The sequence below is a fragment of the Polaromonas sp. OV174 genome (genome assembly GCF_900112285.1).
GTDB lineage: Bacteria > Pseudomonadota > Gammaproteobacteria > Burkholderiales > Burkholderiaceae_C > Polaromonas.
Map to the genome: position 1 here is coordinate 46,167 of NZ_FOKZ01000004.1, position 14,468 is coordinate 60,634.

Consider the following 14,468-nt stretch of genomic DNA (forward strand, 5'->3'; position numbering starts at 1 on the left):
AATGATGGGTTTTGATGTATGAGGGTTATCCCTGATCAATTGGACGAGTTGCCGACACGTGCGCGTGTGGCCGACATCGCACGGGCCGCCAAGGTCTCGACCGCCACCGTGGACCGGGTGCTGAACCGCCGGCCCGGCGTGCGCGATGCGACGGCGCAAAAGGTGCTCAAGGTTGCGGCCGGGCTGGATTACCTGCCGGAAACCGGCTTGTATGCCGCGCTCGCGGCGGCGCCCATGCGTCTGGTGTTTTTGCTGCCCGACGGCAGCAATCGCTTTATCCGCATGCTGGGCGACACGGTCGGCTATTCGCAGGAACATCTGACGCCCTTTAACGTGAAGTGCCGCAGCGAGCAATTCGAAAGCTTTAACCCGCAACAGCTCGCCGCCAGCTTGCTGCGCCTGGGCCAGCGCAGCGACGGCATTGCCTTCATGGCGCTGGAGCATCCGGCGGTGCGCGAAGCCGTCAGTGTGCTGGCCGAAAAAGGCGTGCCTACGCTGACCCTGATTTCGGATCTGTCGGGCTCGCAGCGCGCCGGCTATGTCGGCCTGGATAACCGCGCGGCCGGTCGCACGGCCGGCTATCTGGTCGGGCGCTTCATTGGGCCTGGTGTGCGTGCGGGCAAGGTGGCCCTGATTGCCGGCTCGCGCAGCTATAGCGCGCACGAGGAGCGCGAGGCCGGCTTTCTGCATGTGATCGAAGAGATGTTTCCGGCCTTGCAGGTGGTGGGCCTGCGCGAGGGCCAGGACGACGCGCAGAAAAATTACCAGCAGACCCGCACCCTGCTGGAGCAGTACCCGGACCTGGCCGGCATCTACAACATAGGCGGCGCTTCCGATGGCGTGGCACGCGCGCTGAAGGAGAGCGGGCGCGAGCACAAGGTGGTGTTCATAGGCCACGGCCTGACGCCGGATACCCGCGCCATGTTGATAGACGGCAGCATGGACGCGGTGATCACGCAAAGCCCGCAGAGCGCCATGATGAGCTGCGTGCGCATGTTCACCAACCTGCGCGACAAGCGCGATGTGATGAGTGGTGTGGATGCCGTGCGCAGCCAGGTGATTTTCAGAGAAAACCTGCCCTAGCCCATGATACATATGCGCAATCGGCTATTAATTTGGTAGTAAATGACGGCACTGAGGTGCGGCATGGACACACGACATGCGGGCCGTGCTTACAATGACAGCAGCTTGTCGGGGTGCCAAGGATGTTTACATTCGAGGCTGAGATCGCAGATTGCGAGACCCGCTGAACCTGATCGGGATCATCCCCGCGTAGGAAACAAGGCACTTTGGCTCCGGAACTCCGTCATCACACCCGTCACAGGTGTTTTTTGCCGGCAACATCTCCGGCTCCCCAGGCAGGCACCCACACCTTCTCTGGAGATAGCCATGGCCAAGACCCGTCTTACCGTTGACACCAACGACCTCGCAAGCCGCATCACGCGCACGCCTTTTCCCGGCTCCGCAAAAATTTACATTGAGGGTTCGCGCCCCGATATTCGCGTGCCCTTTCGCGAGGTGACGCTGACCGATACGCTGGTGGCCGAAGGCCAGGAAAGCCGCCGCGAAGCCAATCCGCCGCTGCGCCTGTATGACGCTTCGGGCGTCTACACCGACCCGGCTGCGCCCATAGACATCACGCGCGGTTTGCCGCCGCTGCGCGGTGCCTGGATCAACGAGCGCAACGACACCGAAGCCTTGCCCGGCATCAGCAGCGCCTATGGCCGCGAACGCCTGAACGACCCGGCGCTCGCCGCGCTGCGCATGGCCCATGCGCCGGTGCCGCGCCGCGCCAAGGCCGGCGCCAATGTGTCGCAAATGCATTACGCGCGCCAAGGCATCATCACGCCGGAGATGGAGTACATCGCCGTGCGCGAAAACCTGGTGCGCGCCCAACTGGCCGAGCGCCTGGCGACCGAGCGCATGCCGAAAAAAGGCCATTCCTTCAACGCCTCGATTCCGAAGGAGATCACCGCCGAATTCGTGCGTGATGAAGTGGCACGCGGCCGCGCCGTGATTCCCAATAACATCAACCATCCGGAAAGCGAGCCCATGATCATCGGCCGCAACTTCCTGATCAAGGTCAATGCCAACATCGGCAACTCGGCCGTGACCTCGTCGATTGAAGAGGAAGTCGACAAGCTGGTCTGGTCGATTCGCTGGGGCGCAGATACCGTGATGGACTTATCCACAGGCGAGAACATCCATGAAACGCGCGAATGGATTTTGCGCAACTCGCCGGTGCCTATTGGCACGGTGCCGATTTACCAGGCGCTGGAAAAGGTCAACGGCAAGGCCGAAGACCTGACTTGGGAAATTTTCCGCGACACCTTGATAGAGCAGGCCGAGCAGGGCGTGGACTATTTCACCATTCACGCCGGCGTGCGCCTGGCCTATGTGCCGCTCACCGCGAATCGTTTGACCGGCATTGTGTCGCGTGGCGGCTCCATCATGGCCAAGTGGTGTTTGTCGCACCACCGCGAGAGCTTTTTGTACGAGCACTTCGAAGACATCTGCGAAATCATGAAGGCCTATGACATCTGCTTCTCGCTCGGCGATGGCCTGCGCCCGGGCTCGATTGCCGATGCCAATGACGAGGCGCAGTTTGCCGAGTTGCACACCCTTGGCGAGCTGACGCAAATCGCCTGGAAGCACGACGTGCAGGTGATGATCGAAGGCCCTGGCCATGTGCCCTTGCAGCTGGTGAAGGAAAACGTCGATAAGCAACTCGAGGCTTGTTTCGAGGCACCGTTCTACACGCTGGGCCCGCTGATCACCGATATCTCGCCCGGCTACGACCACATCTCTTCCGCCATGGGCGCGGCCAACATCGGCTGGTATGGCACGGCCATGCTGTGCTACGTGACGCCCAAGGAACACCTCGGTTTGCCGAATCGCGACGACGTCAAGCAGGGCCTGATTGCCTACAAGATTGCCGCGCATGCGGGTGACCTGGCCAAGGGCTATCCGGGCGCGCAGATGTGGGACAACGCGGTGTCGAAGGCGCGCTTCGAGTTCCGCTGGGAAGACCAGTTCCGCCTGGCGATAGATCCGGACACGGCCATGGCTTATCACGACGAAACCCTGCCGAAAGAGAACGCCAAGGTGGCGCATTTTTGCTCCATGTGCGGGCCGAAGTTTTGCTCCATGAAGATCTCGCAAGAGGTGCGCGAGTTTGCCCGGCTCAATCCTTCCACCACGACATTGGCGACAAGCCCGGGCGTGATTCCGATTCAGCAAATCCACAGCGGCTTCGAGGAAAAGGCCGATGAGTTTCGCAAGGGCGGCAACGAGATTTATTCCTGACATGGACCGCCTGCACATAGGCATTGCCGGTGCCGGCCTGGCCGGCCGCACGCTGGCCTGGCGCCTGCTGCGCGCCGGTTGCCGCGTCAGCCTGTTCGATGCGCGCCGTCGCGACGACTTATCCACAGCGTCCATGACGGCGGCGGCCATGCTGGCGCCGCTGGCCGAGCTGGCGGTGTCGGATGATGTGGTGTTTGCACAGGGCCAGCGCTCCATGCAGCTATGGCCGAAGTGGATTGCCGAGTTGAAGGATGCGGGCGCGGGCGAGGTGTATTTTCGCCAGCAGGGCACCTTGGTGGTAGCGCATGCGGCGGACCAGTCTTCGCTGGAGCATTTCACTCGCCTGCTGCAGCACAAGCTGCCGCAAGCCTGCAGGACGCAAATGAAATCGCTCGATGGCGCGGCATTGGCGCAGCATGAACCCGCGCTGGCCGGCCGCTTTGGCGGCGGCCTGTTTTTGGAGGGCGAAGGCCAGCTCGCCAACGATCAATGGATGGCGGCGCTGGCAGTGGAAATCGACCGGCTGGGCGGCCATTGGCATGAAGGCAGGGCGGTCGAAGGTGTGGAGGAAAAGCGCCTGCTCTGTGGCGGCGAAACGCATGGCTTCGATGTGACGGTGGACACGCGCGGCGTCGGCAGCAAGGCGCAGTGGCCGGCCAGCAATCCCTTGCGTGGTGTGCGCGGCGAGGTGCTGACGGTGGAATGCGCGGGCGTGCAATTGCAGCGCCCGGTGCGCCTGATGCACCCGCGCTACCAGCTCTACGTGGCGCCGCGTCCGAATCAGCAGTTTGTGGTCGGCGCGACCGAGCTGGAGTCCGAAGACAGCGGCCCCGTGACCCTGCGCTCCACCCTGGAGCTGGGCAGCGCGCTGCACAGCCTGCATCCGGCTTTTGGCGAGGCGCGCGTGCTGCGACTGGCGGCCGCCCTGCGCCCGGCGCTGGACGATCACCGGCCCACGCTGGCGCTGCGCGACGGCGTCTGGCATCTCAATGGCTTGTACCGCCATGGCTATCTTTGCGCACCGGCGCTGGTGGATGAATTGGTGCGGCAACTGCTGCCCGCAGCTGACAAGGAGTCAACATGACAAGGCTGGAAATTTCCCTCAACGGCGAGCGCCTGCAAACGCAGGCTGGCACGCTGCAAACGCTGCTGCTTGAGCGCGGCTATGAGCTCAAAAGCGCGTTTGCCTGCGCCATCAACAGCAGCTTTGTGCCGCGGCCGCAGTGGCCAGCTCGCGCCTTGCAAAACGGTGACCGCATTGATGTGGTGACCCCGATTACCGGAGGCTGAATGACCATGACAACAGCAGAAAGCATTGCCCACGGCAGCTCGTGGACCGTGGCCGGAACGACTTTGAATAGCCGGTTTTTTCTCGGCACTTCGCACTACCCCTCGCCGCAGGTGATGAGCGAGGCGGTGCGCGCCAGCGGCACCCAAGTGCTGACCGTGGGCCTGCGCCGCCTGCAGCCCGAGAGCGGCGGCGGCAACAGCTTCTGGCAACGCATCCAGGCGCTGGGCTGCCACATCCTGCCCAACACGGCGGGCTGTCACTCTGCCTCCGAAGCCATCACGTTGGCGCAGATGGCGCGCGAGATTTTCGGCACCACCTGGATCAAGCTGGAGGTGATAGGCGATGACTACACGCTGCAGCCCGACACCGTGGCCACGCTGGAAGCGGCGACGGTGCTGGCGCGCGAGGGCTTTGCGGTGTTTGCCTATACGACGGACGACCTGGTGATGGCGCAGCGCTTGCGCGATGCCGGCTGCGCCGCCGTGATGCCCTGGGCCGCGCCCATAGGCACGGGCCGTGGGCCGCTCAACCCTTACGCGCTGGAAACCATGCGCCGGCGTTTGCCCGATGCGGTGCTGGTGGTCGATGCCGGCCTGGGCCGGCCCTCGCATGCGGCGCAGGTGATGGAGTTGGGCTTTGACGCCGTGCTGCTCAACACCGCCGTGGCGCAGGCCGGCGACCCGGTGCGCATGGCGCGCGCCTTTGCCGACGGCGTGGCGGCCGGCCGCGCCGCTTACGAATCCACCCCCATGCCCGAGCGCGCTGCGGCGCAGGCCTCCACCCCAACCGTCGGCGTGCCGTTTTGGCATGCCAATTAATGCCATGAAATCCACTGCCTTCACACCATTGACCGGCCCCATCGGCTTTTATCCCGTCGTGCCCGATGCCGCCTGGGTGCAGCGCCTGCTGGACTGGGGCGTGCGCACGATTCAGCTGCGCATCAAGGCGGCCGACCACACGCAATCCGAGATTGAACGCGAGGTGCGCGCCGCCGTCGAGGCGGGCAGCAAAGTAGCCGGCGCGCAGGTCTTCATCAACGACCACTGGCAGCTTGCGCTGGCGGCCGGTGCCTATGGCGTGCACCTGGGCCAGGAAGACCTGGACAGCGCCGACCTGGACGCGCTGCGCAGCGCCGGCATCCGCCTGGGCCTGAGCACGCACACGCCGGCCGAGCTGGCGCGGGCCAAGGCGGTGCAGCCGTCCTACCTGGCGATTGGTCCGATTTACCCGACCACGCTGAAAGTCATGCCCTATGAGCCGGTGGGGCTGGAACAACTAAAGGCGTGGCTGCCACTGGCCGCACCCTACCCGGTGGTGGCGATAGGCGGCATTTCGTTGGAGCGCCTGCCCGGCGTGATGGCTTGCGGCGTTGATGGCGTGGCGGTGGTCAGTGCCGTGACGCTGGCGCCAGATCCGCAAGCTGCGGCGCTGAGCGGTGTGCGGCTGGCGCTGCGCTAAAACCGGGTTTTAGGCATTAAATAGTGCTCTAGCCCAATAGTGACGGGCGCAAGGCGCTATTGATCGGATAGCGTCGGGTCGTCGGTATAGCGCCTTGGTGCCGCCGCCAGCACGGCTGACTGGCGTGAGGCGTGAGACGAGTTTTGACGCAGCTGGAAAAATTTGTATACTTGCATGCAAGAATACAGGATCCATCATGACGCCTACATTAGCCCGCAGCAATTCAAAATCTCAAGCATCCGGTCAGCTTGACCTGGGTGGGCCCATAGGCTTGCACACCGGGCTTCCCATCCGTCACCAGGTGGAGCAGCGCCTGAAGGAGCGGATTCAGAACGTCACCCTGCTGCCGGGCACGCCGTTGCCCGAAAACGAGCTGGCTCAGCAGCTGGAAGTCTCGCGCACTCCGGTGCGCGAAGCGCTGCAACGATTGACCCACGAGGGTTTGATCCAGGTGGTGCCGCAGGTCGGCACCTTCGTCGCGCGCATTGACCTGGATCGCGTGAAAGAAGCCCTCTTCGTGCGCGAGGCCGTCGAATGCACCGCGCTGACCAACATCAGCACCCGGCTATCGAAGGACGACATGGCGGCGCTGAAGCGCCTGGTGGAAATGCATCAGGCAGCTGTTGAGAAGAACGACACCGAAGCGACGCTGCGGGCGGACGAGGCCTTTCATCGCTACCTGCTGGCGCTGGGCGGCGTGCCCGGAGCCTGGCGCTACGTGCAGGAGGCGCGCGAGATGCACCGGCGCGTACGCATCCTCACGCAGACCAGTGCGGCTGACGGCGCGCGACGCTCGGTTGCGCAACACGCGAGCATCTTGAAACGGCTGGCACAAGGCAAGTTGCCTGAGGCCGCCGATCTGCTTCGCGAGCATGTCCGGATGAATTTCGAGATGGCCAAGGAGCTGGCCCGTTCACATCCGGACTACTTTGTGGCGAGCTCAATTGCCACCTTGCCTGGCACCAACGCCTGAACACGTATGACTCCCAAACACCCCAACGTTCTCTTTGTGATGGTCGACCAGTGGCCCGGCAAGTTGCTGCGGACCGCCGGCCATCCGCGCGTGCTCACGCCCACGCTAGACCACCTGGCCCGCCTGGGCACGCGCTACAGCCGTGCCTATTCCGAATGCCCCATCTGCATTCCCGCGCGCCGCACCGTGATGACCGGAACATCGTCTCGCACGCATGGCGACCGCAGCTTCGCGCCGGCGATGGAGATGCCTGCGCTGCCGACGATGGCGCAGAGCTTTCGCGATGGTGGCTACCAAGCTTATGCCGTCGGCAAGATGCATGTGTTCCCGCAGCGCGATCGCATGGGCTTTGACGACATTTTGCTGGCCGAGGAAGGCCGGCCGCAACTGGGCAGTGTTGACGACTACGACATCTACCTCTCTGAGCAGGGCGTGGCCGGAGAACAGTTTCTCCACGGGATGAACAACAACGACTACCTGTTCAGGCCTTGGCACCTTCCCGAGCGCATGCATGTGACCAACTGGACCACGCGCGAGATGGCCAAAACCATCAAACGTCGCGACAAGCGCAAGCCCGGTTTCTGGCATGTGTCCTACACGCATCCGCATCCGCCACTGGTGCCGCTGGAGAGCTACCTCAATCTCTATGAACGCGCCGCCATCGACCTGCCGCTGGGCGCGAGTTGGGCAGGCGAAGACGTGCCGCACGCGCTGCAGACCATACGCGACCACTGGTACACGCGTTATGCCGACGACGAGCTGCAGGCCATACGCCGCGCTTTCTACGCCTTATGCACCCACATCGATCACCAGCTGCGCGTGCTCATAGGCACCTTGCGCGAAGAGCAACTGCTGGAAGACACCGTCATCCTGGTCTGCAGCGACCACGGTGACATGCTGGGCGACTTTGGCCTCTGGGCCAAGCGGCTGTTCTATGAAGGTGCGGCCAACATCCCCATGCTGCTGGTCGGTCCGAGTCGCGACGCCCGCATCGGGGTCAACCGTGTTGATGACCGCCTGGTCGGTCTGCAGGACGTGATGCCTTCGCTGCTGGACCTGGCCGGGCTGCCCGTGCCTGCTTCGGTGGAAGGGATTTCCATCGTCGGCAATCAGCGCCGCGAGGTGCTCTACGGCGAGTGCAAGGAGAACGCCCTGGCCACCCGCATGGCCCACGATGGCCGCCACAAGCTGATCTGGTATCCCGCTGGCAACGTGCTGCAGCTCTTTGACCTTGAAACCGATCCAGGCGAGGCATGCAATCTCATCGGCCATCCGGATCGGGTCGCGGTGGAGCAGCGCCTCACCCGATCGCTGATGGACAAGCTCTGGGGTGGCGATCTGGACTGGGTGAAAGATGGCCGCCTTGTCGGTATGCCGCGACCGGCCGCATCACCTGGCAAGGGCGACCGCCATTTCGGCGGTCAGCGTGGTCAGCACTACCCGCAGCCGCCGCTGGACGACCCTGCGCGCATGGTCGGGTCGCCGGGCTGAGCGCCAAGCTTTCATTCAACAGATACAACGATTTCACATAAGGAAAGAGAGACGATGAAACGCAGGAATTTGATTAGCTTGGCCACGGCGGCCGGGCTGGCCGTTGGCACCATGGGCGTCACTGGCTTGGCACAGGCTCAGGCCTGGCCGGCACAAAAGCCGATACGTTTGATCGTGCCCTTTGCCGCTGGCGGCAATGCCGACATCATCGGCCGCGTATTCGCGCAGAAGATCGGCGAGTCCATAGGGCAGAGCATTGTGGTGGACAACCGTGCGGGTGCGGGGGGGTCTATTGGCGCCACGCTCGCCGCACGGGAACCGGCGGATGGCTACACGCTTTTCCTGGGCGACATCGCCACCCACGCCATCAACCGCCTGGCCATGCCCAAACTGCCCTACGACGCAGAGAAAGACTTCGTGCCGGTCTCGCGTCTGACCTCGGTGTCGCTGCTGCTGGTGGCCAATGGCAAGAGCGATGTCAACGACACCGCAGGCCTCATCAAGTGGGCCAAGGCCAATCCGGGCAAACTCAGCTACGGCTCCAGTGGCAACGGCACGCCCAGCCACTTGTCCACCGAAATGTTGCGTGGCATGACGGGAATGGACATCCAGCACATTCCCTACAAGGGTAGTGCGCCGGCGCTCAACGACCTGGTCGCTGGCCAGATCGACCTGATGATCGACGGCTCGGCGGCACCGCTGGTCAAGGCCGGCAAGCTCAAGGTGCTGGCTGTCACCGGCCAACGCTCGCCCGCTTTTCCCAATGTGCCCACCTTGGCCGAGGCCGGCGTGGCAGGATTCAACTTTGTCTCCTGGCATGGACTCTTCGCGCCCAAGGGCACGCCGCCAGAGGTTGTCCGCAAGGTCGCCGCGGCAGTCGCAGAGATCGCCCGCCGCCCCGACGTGCGTGCGCAGCTCGAAGGTCTGGGCATCACCTTGAATACCAGCTCAGGCCAGGAGTTCAGCAACTTCATCGCGCAGCAGCGGCAGTCTCTGGCCACGCTGGTCAAGCAACGTCAGATCAACTTCGACCAGTGAGGCCTAGCGGAGTTTCTATGGGTGGCGGCGACGCCGCCGCACCCATTGTCGTGATGGGCGTGTCCGGCTGCGGTAAATCGACCTTGGCCCTGAGCTTGGCGACGGCTCTGGCGTGGCCCTTCATCGAAGGCGATGCCTATCATCCGCCGGCGAACGTAGAGAAGATGACCGCCGGCATTGCCCTGACGGATGCCGATCTGCAATCCTGGCTGGCTTCCTTGGTCGAGGTGTTGCGCACGCACCCGCAAGGGACGGTGCTGAGTTGCTCGGCCCTCAAGGCCGCCTACCGGGATACGCTGCGACAAGCCCATGCGGGCATGCGCTTCGTTTTTCTGGATCTTGACGAAGTCGCCGCAACGCAGCGCGTGGCAGCTCGCAGTGGCTCGCATTTTTTCAACCCATCACTGGTGCGCAATCAGTTTGACAACCTGCAGCGACCCGATGCCGAGCCGGGCGTTCTCTGTCTGGATGCAATGCTGCCGCAGGCGCTGCTTTGCCAGCAGGCCCTGGTCTGGGTGAAAGGTGAAGCGCCAAAGCCTGAAGGCCAGCGTCATCAACGGCCTATATTGGCTTTGTGAGGCCGTTCGCCACCCACGTTGGCAGCTCTTAATCGGATAGCGTTGGGTAGTCGGTATAGCCCTTGGCGCCGCCGCCGTAAAAAGTGCTTTGGTCCGGCGTGTTGAGTGGCGCATTGAGGTGCAGGCGCGTCACCAGGTCGGGGTTGGCGATGAAGGGTTTGCCAAAGGCGATCAGATCGGCGCCATCCTTCACGGCCTGCTCGGCGTGCGCCTTGTCGTAGCCGTTGTTCACCATCCAGGCGCCCTGGCCGCCAGCGGCGCGGTAGGCGGCCTTGAGCGCCGGGTAGTCGAACGGGCGCTCGGGCAGGTCGCGCGGCCCGCCGGTGGCGCCTTCAATGATGTGGATGTAGGCCAGGTCCAGCTTGGCGAGCTGCTTGATCACATAGTCAAACAGCGGCTGCGGATCGGCGTCGTAAGCATCGTTGGCCGGTGTGACCGGTGACAGGCGAATGCCGGTGCGGCTGCTGCCAACGGCGCCGGCGACGGCACGCACCACTTCGAGCAGCAGGCGGGCGCGGTTTCGTATGCTGCCGCCATAGTCGTCGTGGCGCTGGTTGGAGCCGCTTTTGAGAAACTGATCCAGCAAGTAGCCGTTGGCGGCATGGATTTCCACGCCGTCAAAGCCGGCGGTTTCGACCGCATTGCGTGCCGCCGCCTGGTAGGTGTGAACGATCTCGGGCAGCTCGCCGACATCCAGCGCGCGCGGCTCCGAGGTCGGCACGAAGACCGGTACGCCGCCTCTGATCAGCACGGTCTTGGTCTTGGCGGTGATGGCCGATGGCGCCACCGGCGCGGCGCCGCCAGGCTGCAGCTCGCGATGAGAAACCCGGCCCACATGCCAGAGCTGGGCCACGATCTTGCCGTCTTCGTCATGCACCGCCTGGGTCACCTGCTTCCAGCCGTCGAGTTGCTCGCTGCCATAGAGGCCGGGCACATCGGCATAGCCCTGGCCCTGCTGGCTGATGGCGGTGGCTTCGCTGATCAGCAGGCCGGCGCTGGCGCGCTGGGCGTAGTAGGTGGCCATCAGCGGCGTGGGAATGGCGTCGGGCGCGCGGTTGCGCGTCAGCGGCGCCATCACGATGCGGTTGGCGAGCTGCAGGTCACCGACCTGGATGGGATCGAATAAGGAAGGCATGAAAAATGATCCGGAATTGAATTGAGCCTCAAGTGTGCGCCGATGTGAATCGGCTGACCAGCCACGGCTTGCCGAAAGCCTGAGGCTGGTACCCTGCTGGCTTACTTGATCAGGCCTTCTTCCCGCATGGCGGTCTGCACGGCGGGGCGGGCCGCCATGCGTTCACGGAAGGCGGCGATATTGGCAAAACCGGAAATATCCAGACCCACAAAGTCGGCCCAGTTGGTGACGGTGAAGAGATAGGGGTCGGCCACGCTGAAGGCCTCGCCCATCAGGTAGGACTTGCCGGCGAGCTGGCCGTCCACCCATTGCAGGCGTTCCAGCAGCTTGGCAATGAGCATGGTTTTGTACTCGGCCGGGGTTGCCGGATTGAACAGCGGGCCAAAGCCCTTGTGCACCTCGGTGCCTATGAAGTTGAGCCAGGCCTGCAGCTGGGCCCGTGCCACGGTGCCATTGGCCGGCGCCAGTTTTTTCTCCGGCACCTGGTCGGCGATGTATTGCACGATGGCCGGACCCTCGGTCAGGCGGGTGCCGTCGTCGAGTTCTAGCAGCGGCACATAGCCCAGCGGGTTGATGCTGTAGTAGTCGGTGCCGTCGTCCAGCTTGTGGGTTTTGGTCGGAGCCTGAATATGTTCAAACTTCAGGCCGGCCTCGTGCAAGGTGATGTGGGGCGACAGCGAGCAGGCACCGGGGGAGTAGTAGAGCTTCATGGAAGTGTCCTTGAATGGCCGGGAAGGGCGGTTGATAAACAGGCACTAAGCCTTTCACCATCCTAGCCGGATGAGGCATTTTGCGCTCGTGGGGTCTTGTCCTACAAGCTCGGGCGGGTGCTGCCGATGGCGCTATGTGGGCGCTGACTTATGCTTCAGTGACCGCCGCATGAGTCTTTTTGCCGGCGGTGCTTGGCAGTCCATCTTTTGTTACACGATGCTGCAGAGGAGATACTGATGATTAAGTACGCGATCATTTTTGCGCTGATTTCACTGCTCGCTGGCGCCCTGGGTTTTGGCGGCGTGGCGGCTGGTGCGGCCGGCATTGCGAAGATTTTGTTCGGCCTGTTTTTAATTTTGGCGCTTATTTTTGTGGTGCTGGCGGCCTTGGGCGTGGGTGCGATCAGCAAGGGGATGAAGTAAATGAAAGTTCGTACAACCAAGCCAGGCGGCGCCGAGCCAGTCGGTGAGCCGCAGGCCAGCGCCACCGAGACAGCCAAGCCCCAGGTGGCGCTGATACCGGCGCCCCGGCGTATTTTTGGTTTTCCGGCCAGTGTGGCCGAGTTTTTGCTGCTGTTTCGCTTGCGGGTGCGCCGCTCCTCGGCTCTCTCGGTCGATGTGCTGGAGCGTGCCGCGCGCGTGGTGCTGGTGACCTGCCAGAACTGGTTCAGCCCCGGGACTGCGCCGAAAAGCGGCCCGGGCAAGCGTTCCTGAAGCGATGGCTTAAAAAACCTTTTTCAGCAGACGATCGATGGAGTGAGCACCGGCGCCGCGCACCAAGATCAGAAAGGTCATGGCGGCCCACAGCAGGGATTTTTCGGCGCCATCGTAACCCTGAGATTTCACGATCCAGTGGAAGTAAACGGTCACCAGCAGCACGATGGTGGTGGCCAGCGCCGCCGGGCGTGTCAGCAGACCCAGGGCCAGCAAAATGCCTCCTATGAATTCCGTCGCCGCCAACAGCACGGCCCACAAAGGTCCGGGGGCGAAGCCCAGCGATTCCACCATGCCTACCAGCTTCATGGGATCCTGGATCTTGGGCCAACCATGTATGGCTAAGGCTACACCCGCCATCACCCGCAGCAGGGCGAAGGAGATGTCGTGCAGGCCGTCATAAAGCTTTCCCAGGGCCGGGATGATCAAGCGCGATGAAGACGAAGAAGTAGGGATGGATGAAGCCACGGGTTTCCTTTTTTGGTTTGAATGCACAAGATGTAGATCACTGTATCTGCATGTAGGCAGAGCGCCGAAGCCAGACAAAGTTCAGTTCGGTGTTGCTGAAGTGCTGCCAAGTCGTTCGGACTTGAGTTGCTATTAAATAAATAGCTGTTGGCGCTTATTGTGCATGGGTTAAAGGCCTTTTTGGCATAAAAAAACGGCCTGGAGCGCAGGCCGCTGAGTGGGAATGCCCCGGCGCTTATTTCTGAGCGCGTATCTTGACCAGTTCGGCCTGGGTTTCGTTCCACAAGTCCATGCCGACGTCGTTGCCGATCTGGGTATAGACCTGGGTCAGCTTGTTACGCATGCGGCTGGCTTCGGCCGGCGACAGCTCGTTGACCTGCATGCCCTTGGCCTTGAGGTCGGCCATGGCCTTGGAGGCTTCGTCGCGCGTGTCCTTGCGCTCGTAGTTGCGGCTGGTCTTGGCGGCGTCCATCAGCACTTTCTGCTCGGCCTTGGAGAGCTGGTCCCACCACTTCTTGCTGACCAGCACGATCCACGGGCTGTAGACGTGGTTGGTCACGGTCAGGTACTTTTGCACCTCGTAGAACTTGCTCGACAAGATGGTGTTGTAGGGATTTTCCTGGCCGTCAACGGTCTTGGTTTCCAGCGCGCCGAAGAGCTCGGAAAAAGCCATGGGCACGGCGTTGGCGCCCAGGGTCTTGAAGCTGCTCAGGAACACGTTGTTCTGCATCACGCGCAGCTTGATGCCGTCCATGTCTTCGAGCTTTGTGACCGGGCGCTTGCTGTTGGTCAGGTTGCGAAAGCCGTTTTCCCAATAGACCAGACCGACCAGGCCTTTTTCCTGCAGCTTGTCCTTGATTTTCTCGCCGATGGGGCCGTCCAGCAGGATGTCGGCTTCCTTGGGGTTGCTGATGAGAAAGGGCGTGTCCCACAGCGCCATTTCCTTGGTAATGCCGACCAGCGTGGCGGTGGAGCCGACCATCATTTCCTGCGCGCCGCCTATCAGCGCCTGCTGCATCTGCGTGTCGGGGCCCAGCGCGGCGGCGCCAATGGCGCGCACCTTCATCTTGCCGCCCGAGGCTTTTTCTACCGCTTCGGCAAACACCTTGGTGGCGCGGCCCTGGTTGCTTTGCTCATTCAGGCCATAGCCAAAACGGATGATGCGCGGCTTGATGTCTTGCGCCAGTACCGAGAAGGAGGCGCCGAGCACGGCGACGGTGGCGGCGGCGACAAGAGTGCGTCGAATAATAGTCATGGGAATGTCTCCTGGTTTTTGGGTGAGGGTGAGGGTGAGGGTGAGGGAAGG

At 62.8% G+C, this 14,468-nt stretch carries 16 protein-coding genes and 1 riboswitch; of the genes, 12 read left to right on the plus strand and 4 right to left on the minus strand.

What is annotated here, in order from left to right:
* The first annotated feature begins 18 nt into the window (after positions 1-18).
* The 10 genes from BM160_RS04915 to BM160_RS04960 all read left to right on the plus strand — a co-directional run bounded on the left by BM160_RS04915 (position 19) and on the right by BM160_RS04960 (position 10,135).
* On the plus strand, positions 19-1,083 hold the full coding sequence (locus tag BM160_RS04915) for a LacI family DNA-binding transcriptional regulator (RefSeq protein WP_092001443.1): 1,065 nt from the start codon (positions 19-21) through the stop codon (positions 1,081-1,083).
* Positions 1,084-1,182: 99 nt separating this feature from the next.
* A riboswitch (TPP riboswitch) is annotated at positions 1,183-1,296 on the plus strand.
* A 93-nt stretch (positions 1,297-1,389) separates the two neighbouring features.
* The gene (gene thiC / locus BM160_RS04920) at positions 1,390-3,306 is read left to right on the plus strand and encodes a phosphomethylpyrimidine synthase ThiC (protein ID WP_092001446.1); all 1,917 of its coding nucleotides are present in this window, start codon (positions 1,390-1,392) and stop codon (positions 3,304-3,306) included.
* Between the two features lies 1 nt (position 3,307).
* The gene (thiO, locus tag BM160_RS04925; protein ID WP_092001450.1) at positions 3,308-4,390 is read left to right on the plus strand and encodes a glycine oxidase ThiO; all 1,083 of its coding nucleotides are present in this window, start codon (positions 3,308-3,310) and stop codon (positions 4,388-4,390) included.
* Positions 4,387-4,596, plus strand: a complete 210-nt coding sequence (gene thiS, locus BM160_RS04930; RefSeq protein WP_092001453.1) for a sulfur carrier protein ThiS — start codon at positions 4,387-4,389, stop codon at positions 4,594-4,596. The genes thiO and thiS overlap by 4 nt, the downstream gene beginning before the upstream one ends.
* A gap of 6 nt (positions 4,597-4,602) precedes the next feature.
* Positions 4,603-5,415 (plus strand): thiazole synthase, encoded by an 813-nt coding sequence (locus BM160_RS04935; RefSeq protein ID WP_369821746.1) that lies wholly within the window; start codon positions 4,603-4,605, stop codon positions 5,413-5,415.
* A 4-nt stretch (positions 5,416-5,419) separates the two neighbouring features.
* Complete coding sequence (gene thiE, locus BM160_RS04940; RefSeq protein ID WP_092001460.1) at positions 5,420-6,055, plus strand: thiamine phosphate synthase; 636 nt, start codon at positions 5,420-5,422, stop codon at positions 6,053-6,055.
* Between the two features lie 196 nt (positions 6,056-6,251).
* The gene (locus BM160_RS04945; RefSeq protein ID WP_092001467.1) at positions 6,252-7,028 is read left to right on the plus strand and encodes a GntR family transcriptional regulator; all 777 of its coding nucleotides are present in this window, start codon (positions 6,252-6,254) and stop codon (positions 7,026-7,028) included.
* Between the two features lie 6 nt (positions 7,029-7,034).
* The gene (locus BM160_RS04950; protein WP_092001471.1) at positions 7,035-8,519 is read left to right on the plus strand and encodes a sulfatase-like hydrolase/transferase; all 1,485 of its coding nucleotides are present in this window, start codon (positions 7,035-7,037) and stop codon (positions 8,517-8,519) included.
* A 54-nt stretch (positions 8,520-8,573) separates the two neighbouring features.
* Positions 8,574-9,557, plus strand: coding sequence for a Bug family tripartite tricarboxylate transporter substrate binding protein (locus tag BM160_RS04955; RefSeq protein ID WP_092001475.1), 984 nt, complete (start codon positions 8,574-8,576; stop codon positions 9,555-9,557).
* Between the two features lie 17 nt (positions 9,558-9,574).
* On the plus strand, positions 9,575-10,135 hold the full coding sequence (locus tag BM160_RS04960) for a gluconokinase (RefSeq protein ID WP_255368643.1): 561 nt from the start codon (positions 9,575-9,577) through the stop codon (positions 10,133-10,135).
* Between the two features lie 28 nt (positions 10,136-10,163).
* Here BM160_RS04960 and BM160_RS04965 read toward each other — a convergent pair whose 3' ends face one another.
* Together BM160_RS04965 and gstA are read right to left on the minus strand one after the other, a co-directional pair.
* Positions 10,164-11,270, minus strand: a complete 1,107-nt coding sequence (locus BM160_RS04965; RefSeq protein WP_092001478.1) for an alkene reductase — start codon at positions 11,268-11,270, stop codon at positions 10,164-10,166.
* 101 nt (positions 11,271-11,371) lie between these two features.
* Positions 11,372-11,980 carry a glutathione transferase GstA gene (gstA, locus tag BM160_RS04970; protein ID WP_092001481.1) on the minus strand — a complete coding sequence of 203 codons (609 nt, stop codon included), beginning with the start codon at positions 11,978-11,980 and terminating at the stop codon, positions 11,372-11,374.
* Positions 11,981-12,217: 237 nt separating this feature from the next.
* Between gstA and BM160_RS04975 the strand changes: the two genes are divergently transcribed.
* Positions 12,218-12,403, plus strand: coding sequence for a DUF1328 family protein (locus BM160_RS04975; RefSeq protein ID WP_092001484.1), 186 nt, complete (start codon positions 12,218-12,220; stop codon positions 12,401-12,403).
* The gene (locus BM160_RS04980) at positions 12,404-12,694 is read left to right on the plus strand and encodes a hypothetical protein (protein WP_092001487.1); all 291 of its coding nucleotides are present in this window, start codon (positions 12,404-12,406) and stop codon (positions 12,692-12,694) included.
* 9 nt (positions 12,695-12,703) lie between these two features.
* On the opposite strand, the gene BM160_RS04985 is transcribed toward BM160_RS04980, so the two are convergent.
* Positions 12,704-13,162, minus strand: a complete 459-nt coding sequence (locus BM160_RS04985; protein WP_218156588.1) for a DoxX family protein — start codon at positions 13,160-13,162, stop codon at positions 12,704-12,706.
* A 235-nt stretch (positions 13,163-13,397) separates the two neighbouring features.
* Positions 13,398-14,417, minus strand: coding sequence for a TRAP transporter substrate-binding protein (locus BM160_RS04990; RefSeq protein ID WP_092001491.1), 1,020 nt, complete (start codon positions 14,415-14,417; stop codon positions 13,398-13,400).
* Between the last annotated feature and the right edge of the window lie 51 nt (positions 14,418-14,468).